Source organism: Achromobacter sp. (assembly GCF_032102605.1).
Classification (GTDB): Bacteria; Pseudomonadota; Gammaproteobacteria; order Burkholderiales; family Burkholderiaceae_B; genus Achromobacter.
Genome location: NZ_DAMDGT010000004.1, coordinates 339,553 through 352,940, shown reverse-complemented (window position 1 = coordinate 352,940; position 13,388 = coordinate 339,553). Strand labels below are relative to the sequence as shown.

Sequence of the window (13,388 nt, the reverse complement as noted above, 5' to 3'; positions counted from 1 at the left end):
TTTTCATTCCCAAAAAAATCCCCATGCCTTGTCCACTGCGTGGGCTGCCGGTCTCGAGGGTTCGATTCCTGGAGCGCCCCGCTGGGACAAGTACTAATTCAAACCGCCGCCGCTCATCGGTAGATGGCGGTCACCGGCTTCTCGCCTACGCGGGCGTAACCCCGGTACATGCCTTCCGTGTTGAACGGCAGGGCCACATTGCCCTGAGCGTCCACGGCCACCAGGCCGCCCTTGCCGCCGATAGTGGGCAGCTTTTCCATCACAACGCGGTCCGCCGCCGTTTCCAGCGACGCGCCGCAGTATTCCATCTGCGCCGCGACGTCGTACGCCGCGACCATGCGGATGAACATTTCGCCCGTGCCCGTGGTGGACACGGCGCAGGTCTTGTTGCTGGCGTAGGTGCCGGCGCCGATCAGGGGCGCATCGCCCACGCGGCCGACCTGCTTGTTCGTGATGCCGCCGGTGGACGTGGCCGCGGCCAGGTTGCCCTGCGCATCGACGGCAACCGCACCCACGGTGCCGAACTTCTTGTCGGCATCCAGCGGGTCTGCCGGGGCGGGCTGGCCGCGGGCGACCATCGCCTGGCCGTCATGGTCCAGCACAGCGGCGTCAGGCGTTTCGCGTTGCACACGCAGCAGTTGTTCGCGGCGGGCTTCGGTCGAAAAGTACGAGGGATCCACGAGTTCCAGGCCTTCCTGGCTGGCGAACGTTTCCGCGCCCTCGCCCACGAAGAACACATGCTTGCTGTTTTCCATGACCTTGCGCGCAGCGAAAATGGGATTGCGCACGCGGTTCACGTTGGCGATGGCGCCCGAACGCAGGGTGGCGCCGTCCATGATGGCGGCGTCCAGTTCGTGGGTGCCGGCGCTGGTGAACACGGCGCCGTGCCCGGCGTTGAACAGCGGGCAGTCTTCAAGCAGGCGCACGGCCTCGGTCACGGCGTCCAGCGCGCTGCCGCCCTTGGCCAGCACGGCCTGGCCGGCGGTCAGGATGGACTCCAGGGCCGCCAGGTATTCCTGTTCTTTCTCGGCAGACATGGCCGCGCGGGACATCGCGCCGGCGCCACCGTGAATAGCGATCACGGGTTGAATCATCGTTTACCTACTCCATGGATGAGCCACGGCATGACGGACTGGGTGACCCCAGCGGCGGCCGCGACGGAATTCTTGGCCCGATAGGCCACCGCCGCGGACAGGGCTTCGATCAGCCCGAGCGCGGCGGTTTCGGAATTGGGGATCAGCTGGCGGGCGGAGAACGCGTACAGCACGACCGAGGCCGTGGGCGCCAGCGGAGACGTGGGCTTGTCGGTCAGCACCAGCACGGGCACCCCGGCCTGCTTGGCCGCGCCGGCCAGCGTCACCGTGTCCGCCAGGTAGCGCGGAAAACCGATGGCGATCACCAGGTCATTGGCGGTCATGCGCGACATCTGGCGCGCTGCGTGCGACACCCCACCAGGACCGGCCAGCGATTCGACGGAATGCAGGTGCATGCACAGGCCGCGTTGCAGCAGCCCGGCCAGGAAGCCGCTGGCGCCAAAGCCGATGATGAAGACCCGCTCGGCCGCCAGGATGGCATCGACCGCCTGCTCACAGGCGGCGGAATCCAGCGCCTGCAGGTTGCGCTGCGAGTTGCGGATGTCTTCTTCCAGCGTGGCGGCGAAGATCTGCACGGCGCTGGCCGAGTGCGCCAGTTCGGTGCGCAGCTTTTCCACAGGCTCCAGGGCGGCCTCGAAGCCGCGCGCCAGTTCGGCGCGGAACTGCGGATAGCCAGGAAGGTCCAGGGCGCGCGCAAAGCGGTTTGCCGTGGCGACCGACACACCCACCGCCACCGCGAACTCGTCGATCGTCATGGTGGCCACCCGAAACTGATGTGCCAGGACGTACTCAGCCATCTTGTGCTGGGTCCGGCTCAGCGCGGGCTGGGCCCGGGCAATCCGATCAGCGATCGTTATGGCGGCCTTGTTCATCAAAAGCGAGGGAGTTCAGGAGGCTGGTGTTTATGTAAATCTGTTTACACGCAAATTTTAGATAAGAAAATAGATTTTCATACTAAGGGTATACCCGTGAATGGATGTAACAGTGAGGCCCAAATACCCGGGCGCGTTTGCGTTACGCTTGTTCCCCTCGAATTTTTCCCGCTATATGGAATACCCGATGTCGCCCGCATGGACTTGCAAGCACCACGCCGAACTGACCACCACCGAGCTGTACGCCCTCCTGCGCTTGCGCTCGGAAGTATTCGTGGTTGAACAGAATTGCGTGTTCCTGGACCTGGACGGCAAAGACCTCCAGGGGCAGACGCAGCACCTCATGGCATGGCGCAACGGCGAACTAATGGCCTATTGCCGGTTGCTGGAACCGGCCCTGAACGAAGGCCAGGCCGTCATCGGCCGCGTCATCACCGCCCCCGCCGCCCGCGGCACCGGCCTGGGCCACGAACTGATGCGCCGCGCCAAGCAGGAAGTGCAGCGGCTGTGGCCGGACCAGCCGGTCTACCTGGGCGCGCAGGCCCGCCTTCGGAACTACTACGGCGGCCATGGCTTCGTGCCGGTCACCGAGGAATACATGGAAGATGGCATTCCGCACGTGGGCATGCTGCTGCAAGAGGTCGTCTAGCGCCCTCGTGCAGCTCCTTCCAGCCATGAAAAAAGCGCCCCGCAAGGGGCGCTTTCGTTGGGGCGACCGTGCTGGCGCCGGCCAGCGCGACGGCCGATCCTTATTGGACCGCCGACACGTCCAGTTTGGCGGCTGTCTTGGACTTGATCTCGTCCACCGTCACGCCAGGAGCCGTTTCCAGCAGCTTCAGGCCGTTCTCGGTGACTTCCATCACGCCCAGATCGGTGATGATCAGGTCGACGACACCGACGCCGGTGAGCGGCAGGTTGCATTCAGGCAGCAGCTTGATGTCTTCCGAGCCGTCCTTCTTCTTGGCGACGTGCTCCATCAGGACCACCACGCGGCCGACGCCGGCCACCAGGTCCATCGCGCCGCCCATGCCCTTGACCATCTTGCCCGGGATCATCCAGTTGGCCAGGTCGCCCTTTTCGGAGACCTGCATCGCGCCCAGGATGGCCAGGTTGATCTTGCCGCCGCGGATCATCGCGAACGAGTCGGCAGACGAGAAGATCGACGAGCCGGGCAGCGTGGTGACCGTCTGCTTGCCGGCGTTGATGAGGTCGGCGTCGACTTCGGCGTCGGTGGGGAACGGGCCGATGCCCAGAAGGCCGTTTTCGGATTGCAGCCAGACTTCGACGCCCTTGGGCACGTGGTTGGCGACCAGGGTGGGCAAGCCGATGCCCAGGTTCACATAAAAGCCGTCTTGCAGCTCGCGCGCGGCGCGAGCCGCCATTTCATCGCGGGTCCATGCCATGTCGTGTTCTCCTTAGGCCGGGCGAGTGGTGCGTTGTTCGATGCGCTTTTCCGGGGTCGTGTTCAGCACGATCCGCTGCACATAGATGCCGGGCAGATGGATCTGGTCCGGATCCAGGCTGCCGGTGTCGACGATTTCCTCGACCTCGACCACCGTGAACTTGCCCGCCATGGCGACGTTCGGATTGAAGTTGCGGGCCGTCTTGCGGAACACCAGGTTGCCGCTGCGGTCGGCGATGTGCGCCTTCACGAGCGACACGTCCGGCACCAGCGAACGCTCCATCACGTACTGATGGCCGTCGAATTCACGGATTTCCTTGCCGTCGGCCACGATGGTGCCCACGCCGGTGCGGGTGAAGAACGCCGGAATGCCGGCGCCGCCAGCGCGCAGCTTTTCGGCCAGCGTGCCCTGCGGCGTGAATTCAAGCTCGAGTTCGCCCGACAGGTACTGGCGTTCGAACTCCTTGTTCTCGCCCACGTACGACGCGATCATCTTGCGCACCTGGCGCGTATTGAGCAACTGGCCCAGGCCGAAACCATCGACGCCCGCATTGTTGCTGATGCAGGTGAGATCCTTGACGCCCGAATCGCGCAGCGCGGCGATCAGTGCCTCGGGGATACCGCAAAGGCCGAAACCGCCCACGGCGATCATCTGACCGTCCTTGACGATGCCTGCCAGCGCTTCCTGGGCGCTTGCATAAACCTTGTCCATCGCTCCAACTCCTAGTTAAGGTCTAACCAAAGTGAGCCCGCCCCGCCGCTTCTTGTGCGGGAATCCCGTGAATGGCCGGGAATATCGGGGCAAGCCCTGTCTTTCCTTGGGGCGCGGCTGCCGGCGCACGCTTTGCGGGCATCGCGGCAGGGCCGGATTTCCGTTGGGCGGCAGCGCCGAGGGTGGCGCGCCCTCATTGCTTTTCTGATTTTGCGCTAGATTTTACCGGCATGCCCGGCCAAAGCACGCGCTATTTTGGCGGGCCCGCGGCGCGCGCGCCCTGATGCTGCTTACGCAGCCGGCGTGAATTGCGTAGCCATCTGCGCCAGGACCTCGGGCGGCCACGGGGCGGACGTATTGGCCACGTAGTCCATCCACACCAGGACATTGCGGCCACGCGCGTAGGGGCCGGCGTCGTCGCCCACTTTATCGAGCAGCAGTTCGAACTCGGCGCTGGAGCGGCCGATGCGCGTCACTTTGTGCGTGACGCGGACCGTGGCCGGGTAGGTCAACGGACGCAGGAAATCGCACGAGGCATGGGCCAGGATGGCGCCATTGTCGGCGGGCAGCTCAAAGCCGGCGCGATACAGGATCTGCATGCGGGCCTCTTCCATGAGGCGGAAATACAGCGTGTTGTTCAGATGATTCAGGGCGTCTGAATCGCCCCAGCGCAGCGGCAATTCAAGTTGATGGGTATCGCCCACCGCAAGAAGCCGCGCAGACAGATTGTCCGGGTTCACCGATTACTCCTGATGGCTAAAAGAAATGCGAAGGCATACTCGACCTCCGCCTGCAATACAATCGCCGATAATACTTCCAGCCAAATATGGAATACATACGGGGAGCTTTGCAAATGTCTGAACGCGAGTCGATGGAATATGACGTGGTCGTGGTTGGCGGTGGACCCGCCGGCCTGGCCACCGCAATCCGTCTGAAGCAGCTGGCCGCTGAAAAGAACCAGGAGATCGGCGTCTGCGTCCTTGAAAAAGGCGCGGAACTGGGCGCGCACATTCTGTCCGGCGCCGTCATGGACCCGCTGGCGCTGACCGAGCTCATCCCCGACTGGAAAGAAAAAGGCGCGCCGCTGAACGTGCCCGTCACGCAGGACAAGTTCCTGTTCCTGTCCGAAACGGGCGCGCGCGCCACGCCGAACTGGCTGCTGCCGCAGTGCTTCCACAACGAAGGCAACTACATCGTCCGCCTGGGCGACGTCGTCAAGTGGATGGGCGAACAGGCAGAAGCGCTGGGCGTCGACATCTTCCCCGGCTTTGCCGCCGTTGAGATCCTGTACGACGAAAACGGCGCGGTTCGCGGCGTGGCCACGGGCGACATGGGCGTTGCACGCGACGGCACCCACACCGACCACTACCAGCCCGGCATGGAACTGCATGCCCGCTACACCGTGTTCGGCGAAGGCGCGCGCGGCCAGCTCGGCCGCCAGCTCATCGAACGCTACAAGCTGGACGACGGCCGCAATCCGCAGTCGTACGGCATCGGCATCAAGGAAATGTGGGAAGTCGATCCGGCGCAGTCCAAGCCCGGCCTGGTCGTCCACACCGCCGGCTGGCCGCTGGATGCCGACACCTACGGCGGCTCGTTCCTCTATCACCTGGACAACAATCTGGTGGCCGTGGGCATGATCGTCGGCCTGGACTACGCCAACCCCTGGCTGTCGCCCTTCGACGAATTCCAGCGCTACAAGACGCACCCCGCCATCCGCGGCACCTTCGAAGGCGGCAAGCGCATCGCCTACGGCGCCCGCGCCATCACGGCCGGCGGCCTGCTGGCGCTTCCCAAGCTGACGTTCCCGGGCGGCGTGCTGGTCGGTTGCGAAGCCGGCTTCCTGAACGCCTCGCGCATCAAGGGCAGCCACGCCGCCATCAAGTCGGGCAAGATGGCCGCCGAAGCCGCCTTCGACGCCCTGGCCGCCGACCGCCGCCAGGACGAGCTCACCGCCTACCCCAAGGCCTTCGAGGCCTCGTGGCTGCACGCCGAACTGAACAAGGCGCGCAACTTCAAGCAGTGGTTCAAGAAGGGCCGCACGATCGCCACGCTGATGACCGGCATCGAACAACTGCTGTTCAAGGGCAAAATGCCCTGGACGCTGCGCCACAACAAGCCCGACCACGCCTGTCTGCAGCCTGCGTCGCAATGCGCGCGCATCGACTATCCCAAGCCCGACGGCAAGCTCACGTTCGACAAACTCAGCTCGGTGTTCATCTCCAACACCAACCACGACGAGAACGAGCCCGTCCACCTGACGCTGAAGGATCCCACCGTACCGGTGAAGGTGAACCTGGCCAAGTACGGCGGCCCTGAAGCGCGCTACTGCCCGGCCGGCGTCTACGAATTCGTCAAGGACGACCACGGCGAGGACCGCCTGCAGATCAACGCGCAGAACTGTGTGCATTGCAAGACCTGCGACATCAAGGACCCGACGCAGAACATCGTCTGGGTGGCTCCGCAAGGCGGCGAAGGTCCGGTCTACAGCGGCATGTGATTCCCGGGCGTCCGCGCCCGCCTTAAGGCGCCCCGTGGGGCGCTTTTTTTTCCACCCTCGGGAACGACACCATGAGCGAACGCGTACTTCTTATTGGCTGCGGCGACCTTGGCCAGCGCGTGGCGCGGCGCTTCCTGGCCCGGGGCGACACCGTTTACGCCCTGCGCCGCAATCCTCCGGCCGACGACAACAGCGGCATCCATTGGCTGCGGGGCGACATCACGCGTCCGGACTCGCTGCCCGCGTTGCCGCAGGGCGTGACGCGGCTGATCCATCTGCCTTCTCCCGGCGCGCGCGATCCCGATGCCTACCGCGGCGTGTTCGTCGACGGTTTGCGCAACGTCCTGCAGGCGCTGGATGCCTCGGCGCTCCAACGCATTGTGTTCGTGTCATCCAGCGCGGTGTACGGCGAACACCACGGCGACTGGGTGACTGAAGACACGCCGCCTGCGCCGCAGGGCTTCAATGGGCGCGTGTTGCTCGAGGCCGAGGCTGCGCTGGCGGCGCAGCCCGTCTCGTCGACCGCCCTGCGGCTTGCGGGTCTGTACGGACCCGGTCGCATGCAGCTGATCGAACGGCTGCGCAGCGGAGCCGCCGGCGCGCCGGTCGAGCCCGAGCACTGGGCCAATCGCATCCACATCGACGATGCCGCCGCGGCAGTGGTCCACCTTGCGCTCCTGCCGAAGGTCGAAGCTGTGTATATCGGCTGCGACGATACGCCGTTGCCCCTGCATGTCTTGTACGCGGACCTTGCCCGGCTGATCGGTGCGGCGGCGCCGCGCGTCGCGCCCGCGCCAGCCAACGTGGGCAGCAAGAAGCTCAGCAACGCGCGGCTGCGCGCCAGCGGCCTGACGCTGCAGTGGCCGGACTCACGCGCGGGCTATGCCGCGTTGCTGGCGGAGGCCGGCGCGTCGCAGGCATAGTTCGACCGAGGCCGAATCGTTGGCTGGCGGGGTGGCGGATACTGGCGCCCAGATCACTACCTGCGAGCGCCATGCAACCCGCCCATCCCCTTGACGCCGTCACCCATCCCGATCCGTATCCGTACTACGCCGCGCTGGCGCAAGGCCGGCCTTTGTACCGGGACGCGGCGCTCGACCTTTGGATCGCCGCGCATCCCGACACCATCGCTGCTGTGTTGCGCCATCCCGCCGCCCGCGTCCGACCCGTCGCGCAACCGGTGCCGCCGGGCCTGTGCCCCGGCCCAGCCGGCGACATGTTCGGCCGATTCGTGCGCATGAACGACGGCGCGTCGCATGCGCGCCTGAAGACCCTGCTTGCGGCGTTCATCCAGCAGCAGCAGCAGCAGCAGCAGCAGCAGCAGCAGCAGCAGCAGCCCGCCCTGGAAACACCGACCTGGCTTCCCCCCGCGCCGCAAAACGCCGCCGGCGTCGACCGCTACCTGTACGCCGCGCCCGTCCACGCCCAGGCGGCGTTCTTGGGGTTGCCCGAAACAGTTCATGCCGACTGCGCGACGGATATCGCTGATTTTCTGTCCGCGCTGCCGCCCAATGCGGGTCCTGACCGAACCGCCGCCGCCCATGCCGCCGCCGAGCGTCTGCAAGCCCGGCTGGAGTCCCACCTGGCCGGCCCGCAAGCTGCGCCGGCGATGCGCACGCTGAGCGCTGACGCGGCGCTGGCGGGCATCGCTCCCGGCGTGCTGGCCGCCAATCTGGCGGGCCTGCTGTTCCAGTCCTGTGAGGCGGGCGCCGGGCTGCTCGGCAACGCGCTGCTCATGGCCGGGCGGCGCGGTGCGTGCGCCCAACCGACGGGTGACGTCGCCCGGGAGCTGATCGAAGACGTCTTGCGTCACGATCCGCCGCTGCACAACACCCGCCGTTTCATGGCCGAAGCCGCCGATATCGGCGGACAGCGCATTGAAGCCGGCCAGACCGTGCTGCTGGTGCTTGCGGCGGCCGCCGCCGTCCAACCTGGCGCCGGATGGACCTTCGGCGCGCATGGACACGCCTGCCCCGGCAGCGACTTGGCAATCCGCCATGCCGCCAACGCGCTCATGCACCTGCTGCACGCAGGCGTTGACGCGACCGCGCTGGCGGCCAGATTCCGCTATCGCCCGCTACCCAACGCGCGCGTGCCCCAGTTTGATTTTCTTGAGGACAGCAACCCATGATTGCCGTGATATTTGAAGTCGAGCCCGCCCATGGCGACCCCGCGCCCTACCTGGACATCGCCGCCGGCCTTATCGAAGAGCTGCGCGCCGTGGACGGATTCATTTCCGTCGAGCGCTTCCAGAGCCTGTCCACGCCGGGCAAGCTGCTGTCGTTGTCTTTCTGGCGGGACGAGGAAGCGGTGCAACGGTGGCGATCGCTGGAATCGCACCGCCGCGCCCAGGAGGCCGGGCGCGGTGGCGTGTTCCAGAATTACCGGCTGCGCGTCGCGCAGGTGCTGCGCGACTACGGAATGAAGGAACGCGCCCAGGCGCCGGCGGACAGTCGCGACCGGCACGGCTGAGCGCCTCCGAACTGGCCGTCAGCGCAACAAACGGCCCACGGCTTCAACCACCCGGCGCACGTCCTCGGCCGACACATCCAGGTGCGTCACCAGGCGAGTCGGGCCGCCGTACACCGCCCGCATCAGGATGCCTTCCTTGGCCAGCGAAGCGGTGAGCGCGTCGCAGCGCGAGGGTTCGAATTCGGCGAACACCATGTTGGTGTCCTGGCCAAGCACCTTCACGCCGGCGATGCCGCGCAGCCCTTCCGCCAGCAGACGGGCATTCTCGTGGTCTTGCGCCAGGCGGTCGACGTTGTGCTCCAGCGCATACAGGCACGCTGCCGCCAACACGCCGGACTGGCGCAGTCCGCCGCCCAGCATCTTGCGCCAGCGGCGGGCGCGGGCAATCAGTTCTTCGCTGCCCACCAGCACGGACCCCACTGGCGCACCCAGGCCCTTGGAAAAGCAGATGGACACCGAATCGAAGGGCTGGCACAGGTCCGCGACGGGCTTGCCGCTGGCCACCGCCGCGTTGAACACGCGCGCCCCGTCCAGGTGCGTGCCCAGACCGTGCTCGCGTGCCCAGGACGTGGCGGCCTGGATGTAGGCCGCAGGTATCAGCTTGCCGTGGAAGGTGTTCTCCAGGGCCAAAAGGCGCGTGCGCGCAAAATGCGGATCGCCCTTGGGCTTGAGCGCCGCCGCCAGCTTTTCCAGCGGCAGAGATCCATCCGGCGCGTGCTCGATCGGCTGCGGCTGGATGCTGCCCAGCACCGCCGCCCCGCCCCCTTCGTACTTGTAGGTATGCGCAAGCTGGCCCACGAGGTATTCGTCGCCCCGGTCGCAGTGCGCCATCAGCCCGGCCAGATTGCTTTGGGTGCCCGACGGAAAGAACAGGCCGGCGGCCTTGCCGGTGCGTTCGGCCAGCGTTTCCTGCAGGCGGATCACGGTGGGGTCGTCGCCCATCACGTCGTCGCCGAGCGGCGCGCTGGTCATGGCCTGCAACATGGCGGCGCTGGGTCGGGTGACGGTATCGCTACGCAGATCGATCATGGGAAATTCCAGGGAAACAAGAGAAGGTCGTCAGTAAAAGTCAGTCGGCGTTCGCCGCAGGCGCGGCGCGGCTCACCACCCAGATGCCGGCCAGGATCAGCGCCATGCCGCCCAGTTCGACCGGCGTGGGCCGCTCGGACAGGATCGCCCACGCCAGCAGCATGGCCACGACGGGCACGCCCAGGCTGGACAGGCCGGCGATGGACGCGGGCACACGCCGCACCACCTGCAGCCACAGCAGCCAGCCTGCCGCCGTGGCGATCAGCACAATGTAGGTCATGCCGGTCCAGAGCGGCCAGTCCCATTGGGCCGTCATCTGCGGCACCAGATAGGCCACCGGCACCATGGCCAGGCCGCCGAACAGCATCTGCCAGGCCGTGAACGTCATCACATCGGGGGCATACCGATCGAACATGCGCTTGGACAACACGGTGCCCACGCCCCAGCACAGGCCGCTGCCCAGGCCCAGCAGCACGGGGCGGATGTCGCCAAGACCATTCCAGGGCTCAACAAAACAGACAAGTCCGATGGCAGCCAGCACGATGCCGGCCGTATGGCGCGCCGTGGGGCGCTCGCCCAGGAGCCACCACGCGAACAGGATCACCCAGAACGGCATGGTGTACGCCATGAGCGACACCTTGCCCACGCCGCCCGACACCAGCGCCGTCTGCACGAATCCCTGAAAGCCGGCGGTCTGCGTCAGGCCGATCAGCAGGGTCAGCTTCCAGGGCGGCATCGTCAGCCGCCGGTGCGTTGCGATCGCCAGGGCGAACAGCACGAGGCTGCCCACCACATAACGCAGCGCCACGAAATCGAACGGGCCGATGTAAGGCACGATCAGTTTCATCGCGATCCAGCTGCCCGCCCAGACCAGGATGGTGCTGAACATCAGGGCAAGCCCTGCGCGATCGAAACTGCTGCTGCTCACGGGTGTGGCTCCGCTTGGTGAAAGGGGTGATCAGGAAAGACGACGCCCGTGCCGCAACATGCCGGCACGGGCGTAGACATTATGCGCCTGTCGCGCTGCAAATGGCCGGCAAGGTCCGGCCTGATGCGCTTACAGCGGCTTGGAGAGCTGGTCCAGGATGGCGGGGTTCTCCAGCGTGGACACGTCCTGCGTGACTTCCTCGCCCTTGGCCACCACGCGCAGCAGCCGGCGCATGATCTTGCCGGAACGCGTCTTGGGCAGGTTGTCGCCGAAGCGGATGTCCTTGGGCTTGGCGATGGGGCCGATTTCGCGGGCCACCCAGTCGCGCAGCTGCTTGGCGATGGCCTGGGCCTCTTCGCCTTCCGGACGTGAACGCTTGAGCACAACGAAGGCAACCACGGCTTCGCCCGTCGTGTCGTCGGGGCGGCCTACGACGGCGGCCTCGGCAACCATTTCGTGCGCAACCAGCGCCGATTCGACCTCCATCGTGCCCAGCCGGTGGCCCGACACGTTCAGGACGTCGTCGATCCGGCCCATGATCCAGAAATAGCCGTCCGCGTCGCGCTGCGCGCCGTCGCCGGCAAGGTAATAGCCGCGCAATTCGGACGGAAAGTAGCTTTTCTTGAAGCGCTCGGGATCACCCCAGATGTTGCGGATCATGGCCGGCCACGGGCGCTTGATGACCAGAAAGCCGCCATTGCCCTTTTCGACGTCACCGCCGGTTTCGTCGACGATGGCCGCGGCGATGCCCGGCAAGGGCAGCGTGCAGGAACCCGGCTTGGTCGGCGTGGCGCCCGGCAGCGGCGTGATCATGTGGCCGCCGGTTTCCGTCTGCCACCAGGTATCCACGATGGGGCAGCGCTCGCGGCCCACGTTCTTGTGATACCAGATCCAGGCCTCGGGATTGATGGGCTCTCCCACCGTGCCGATGATGCGCAGGCTGTCCAGGTCGTAGTTCTGCGGATGCGCCTCGGGCGTGGCCTCGGCCGCCTTGATCAGCGAGCGGATCGCGGTTGGCGCGGTGTAGAACGTGGTGACCTTGTGGCGGGCGATCATGTCCCAGAAGCGGCCGGCGTTCGGGTAGGTGGGCACGCCTTCGAAGACGATCTGCGTCAGGCCCGCGGCCAGCGGACCGTAGGTGATGTACGTGTGGCCGGTAACCCAGCCCACGTCGGCGGTGCACCAGTAGACGTCGTCCTTGCGGGCGTCGAAGGTCCATTTGACGGTCAGCAGCGCCCACAGCAGGTAGCCCGCCGAAGAATGCTGCACGCCCTTGGGCTTGCCGGTGGAACCGGACGTGTACAGGATGAACAGGGGATGCTCCGCATTGACCGGCACCGGCTCGCAGGTATCCGGCTGGCCGGCTTCGACGTCATGCATCCACAGGTCGCGGCCTTCGTTCCATTGCAGCTTGCCGCCGGTACGGCGGTACACGATGACCTTGGTGACGGCCTCGCAGCCGCCCATGGCAATGGCTTCTTCAACCGCGGGCTTGAGGGGGATCGTCTTGCCGCCGCGGACTTGCTCGTCGGCGGTGATGACAAGCGACGCGCCGACGTCGACGATGCGTTCCTGCAGGCTCTTGGCCGAGAAACCGCCGAACACCACGGAGTGCGTCACGCCCAGGCGCGCGCACGCCTGCATGGCCACCACGGCTTCGATCGACATGGGCATGTAGATGATGGCGCGGTCGCCCTTCTTGTAGCCCAGCGCGGCCAGCCCATTGGCGAAACGGCACACGCGGGCCAGCAGTTCGCGATAGCTGATCTTGTCGACCTTGCCGTCATCGGATTCAAAGATGATGGCGGTCTTGTCGGCGTTGCCGTTGGTCAGGTGGATGTCCAGGCAGTTGGCCGAGACGTTCAGTTCGCCGTCGCCAAACCAGCGGTAGAACGGCGCATCGGACTCGTCCAGGACCTGCGTGAAGGGCTTGGTCCACTGCAGGTTGTCGCGGGCCTGCCTGGCCCAGAATCCGTCGAAGTCGTTCTCGACCTGTGCGCACAGCGCGTTGTAGGCGTCCATGCTGGGAATCGCGGCGCCCTGCGCGGCGCGCTCGGGCGGCGGAAACACGCGGTTTTCCACCAGTACGGACTCAATGGCGTTCGACATGATCTTTGTCTCCAATCGGTGATTCTGTTGTTTATGCTGCTTTTTTATTACCCACCTGCAACCGTATCGCCGCGCTCTTACGGGCACCTTACGCAAAATGCGGGCCGGAGCCCGCGCTTCTGCGCGGCGCGCAACGAAGCATCGACGCCGGTCGGGGGCAAAAAGACGCCAAAAGGCGCCGACCGGGCAGCATGCACAAGCCAACGACGCACCGGCTTGCGGTGCGCCAACAATGCCAAGCAATCAGCGCGCGCCGCCGCAGGGTTGGTG

Annotated in this window: 13 protein-coding genes; 5 read left to right on the top strand and 8 right to left on the bottom strand. The window is 66.0% G+C overall.

Features of this window, described 5'->3' with window-relative positions; genetic code table 11:
* Positions 1-113: 113 nt before the first annotated feature.
* The gene (locus RT614_RS12090) at positions 114-1,094 is read right to left on the bottom strand and encodes an isoaspartyl peptidase/L-asparaginase (RefSeq protein ID WP_313622348.1); all 981 of its coding nucleotides are present in this window, start codon (positions 1,092-1,094) and stop codon (positions 114-116) included.
* Positions 1,091-1,966: a MurR/RpiR family transcriptional regulator gene (locus RT614_RS12085; RefSeq protein ID WP_313622347.1), complete on the bottom strand. Its 876-nt coding sequence runs from the start codon at positions 1,964-1,966 to the stop codon at positions 1,091-1,093. Before RT614_RS12085 ends, RT614_RS12090 begins: the two co-directional genes overlap by 4 nt.
* A 187-nt stretch (positions 1,967-2,153) precedes the next feature.
* On the opposite strand from RT614_RS12085, the gene RT614_RS12080 reads away from it, so the two are divergent.
* The gene (locus tag RT614_RS12080) at positions 2,154-2,615 is read left to right on the top strand and encodes a GNAT family N-acetyltransferase (RefSeq protein ID WP_313622346.1); all 462 of its coding nucleotides are present in this window, start codon (positions 2,154-2,156) and stop codon (positions 2,613-2,615) included.
* A 100-nt stretch (positions 2,616-2,715) separates the two neighbouring features.
* Here the strand turns inward: RT614_RS12080 and RT614_RS12075 are convergent, their stop codons facing one another.
* The 3 genes from RT614_RS12075 to RT614_RS12065 form a co-directional block, all read right to left on the bottom strand.
* Entirely contained in the window at positions 2,716-3,369 is a 654-nt protein-coding gene (locus tag RT614_RS12075; RefSeq protein WP_313622345.1) for a CoA transferase subunit B, read from the bottom strand.
* Between the two features lie 12 nt (positions 3,370-3,381).
* A complete protein-coding gene (locus RT614_RS12070; RefSeq protein ID WP_313622344.1) occupies positions 3,382-4,080 on the bottom strand; it encodes a CoA transferase subunit A in 699 nt (232 codons plus the stop codon).
* Positions 4,081-4,370: 290 nt separating this feature from the next.
* Positions 4,371-4,820, bottom strand: a complete 450-nt coding sequence (locus RT614_RS12065) for an acyl-CoA thioesterase (RefSeq protein WP_313622343.1) — start codon at positions 4,818-4,820, stop codon at positions 4,371-4,373.
* A gap of 113 nt (positions 4,821-4,933) precedes the next feature.
* On the opposite strand from RT614_RS12065, the gene RT614_RS12060 reads away from it, so the two are divergent.
* From RT614_RS12060 to RT614_RS12045, 4 genes are all read left to right on the top strand, one after another.
* Positions 4,934-6,580 (top strand): electron transfer flavoprotein-ubiquinone oxidoreductase, encoded by a 1,647-nt coding sequence (locus tag RT614_RS12060; protein ID WP_313622342.1) that lies wholly within the window; start codon positions 4,934-4,936, stop codon positions 6,578-6,580.
* A gap of 71 nt (positions 6,581-6,651) precedes the next feature.
* Positions 6,652-7,503 carry an NAD-dependent epimerase/dehydratase family protein gene (locus RT614_RS12055; RefSeq protein WP_313622341.1) on the top strand — a complete coding sequence of 284 codons (852 nt, stop codon included), beginning with the start codon at positions 6,652-6,654 and terminating at the stop codon, positions 7,501-7,503.
* A 71-nt stretch (positions 7,504-7,574) separates the two neighbouring features.
* Positions 7,575-8,711, top strand: coding sequence for a cytochrome (locus tag RT614_RS12050; RefSeq protein ID WP_313622340.1), 1,137 nt, complete (start codon positions 7,575-7,577; stop codon positions 8,709-8,711).
* Positions 8,708-9,052 (top strand): antibiotic biosynthesis monooxygenase, encoded by a 345-nt coding sequence (locus tag RT614_RS12045; RefSeq protein WP_313622339.1) that lies wholly within the window; start codon positions 8,708-8,710, stop codon positions 9,050-9,052. The genes RT614_RS12050 and RT614_RS12045 overlap by 4 nt, the downstream gene beginning before the upstream one ends.
* 18 nt (positions 9,053-9,070) lie before the next feature.
* On the opposite strand, the gene ltaE is transcribed toward RT614_RS12045, so the two are convergent.
* The 3 genes from ltaE to acs all read right to left on the bottom strand — a co-directional run bounded on the left by ltaE (position 9,071) and on the right by acs (position 13,118).
* Positions 9,071-10,081 (bottom strand): low-specificity L-threonine aldolase, encoded by a 1,011-nt coding sequence (gene ltaE / locus RT614_RS12040; RefSeq protein WP_313622338.1) that lies wholly within the window; start codon positions 10,079-10,081, stop codon positions 9,071-9,073.
* 40 nt (positions 10,082-10,121) lie between these two features.
* Positions 10,122-10,970: a DMT family transporter gene (locus RT614_RS12035; protein WP_409558457.1), complete on the bottom strand. Its 849-nt coding sequence runs from the start codon at positions 10,968-10,970 to the stop codon at positions 10,122-10,124.
* Positions 10,971-11,138: 168 nt separating this feature from the next.
* Complete coding sequence (acs, locus tag RT614_RS12030; protein ID WP_313622336.1) at positions 11,139-13,118, bottom strand: acetate--CoA ligase; 1,980 nt, start codon at positions 13,116-13,118, stop codon at positions 11,139-11,141.
* Between the last annotated feature and the right edge of the window lie 270 nt (positions 13,119-13,388).

Bases quoted from the DNA above. Each gene is read 5' to 3' on its own strand.
- RT614_RS12045 (WP_313622339.1), top strand. From the start codon at position 8,708: ATGATTGCCGTGATATTTGAAGTCGAGCCCGCCCATGGCGACCCCGCG.
- RT614_RS12060 (WP_313622342.1), top strand. From the start codon at position 4,934: ATGTCTGAACGCGAGTCGATGGAATATGACGTGGTCGTGGTTGGCGGT.
- RT614_RS12090 (WP_313622348.1), bottom strand. From the start codon at position 1,094: ATGATTCAACCCGTGATCGCTATTCACGGTGGCGCCGGCGCGATGTCC.
- RT614_RS12080 (WP_313622346.1), top strand. From the start codon at position 2,154: ATGTCGCCCGCATGGACTTGCAAGCACCACGCCGAACTGACCACCACC.
- RT614_RS12085 (WP_313622347.1), bottom strand. From the start codon at position 1,966: ATGAACAAGGCCGCCATAACGATCGCTGATCGGATTGCCCGGGCCCAG.
- RT614_RS12055 (WP_313622341.1), top strand. From the start codon at position 6,652: ATGAGCGAACGCGTACTTCTTATTGGCTGCGGCGACCTTGGCCAGCGC.
- RT614_RS12070 (WP_313622344.1), bottom strand. From the start codon at position 4,080: ATGGACAAGGTTTATGCAAGCGCCCAGGAAGCGCTGGCAGGCATCGTC.
- RT614_RS12075 (WP_313622345.1), bottom strand. From the start codon at position 3,369: ATGGCATGGACCCGCGATGAAATGGCGGCTCGCGCCGCGCGCGAGCTG.
- RT614_RS12035 (WP_409558457.1), bottom strand. From the start codon at position 10,970: ATGTTCAGCACCATCCTGGTCTGGGCGGGCAGCTGGATCGCGATGAAA.
- acs (WP_313622336.1), bottom strand. From the start codon at position 13,118: ATGTCGAACGCCATTGAGTCCGTACTGGTGGAAAACCGCGTGTTTCCG.
- ltaE (WP_313622338.1), bottom strand. From the start codon at position 10,081: ATGATCGATCTGCGTAGCGATACCGTCACCCGACCCAGCGCCGCCATG.
- RT614_RS12050 (WP_313622340.1), top strand. From the start codon at position 7,575: ATGCAACCCGCCCATCCCCTTGACGCCGTCACCCATCCCGATCCGTAT.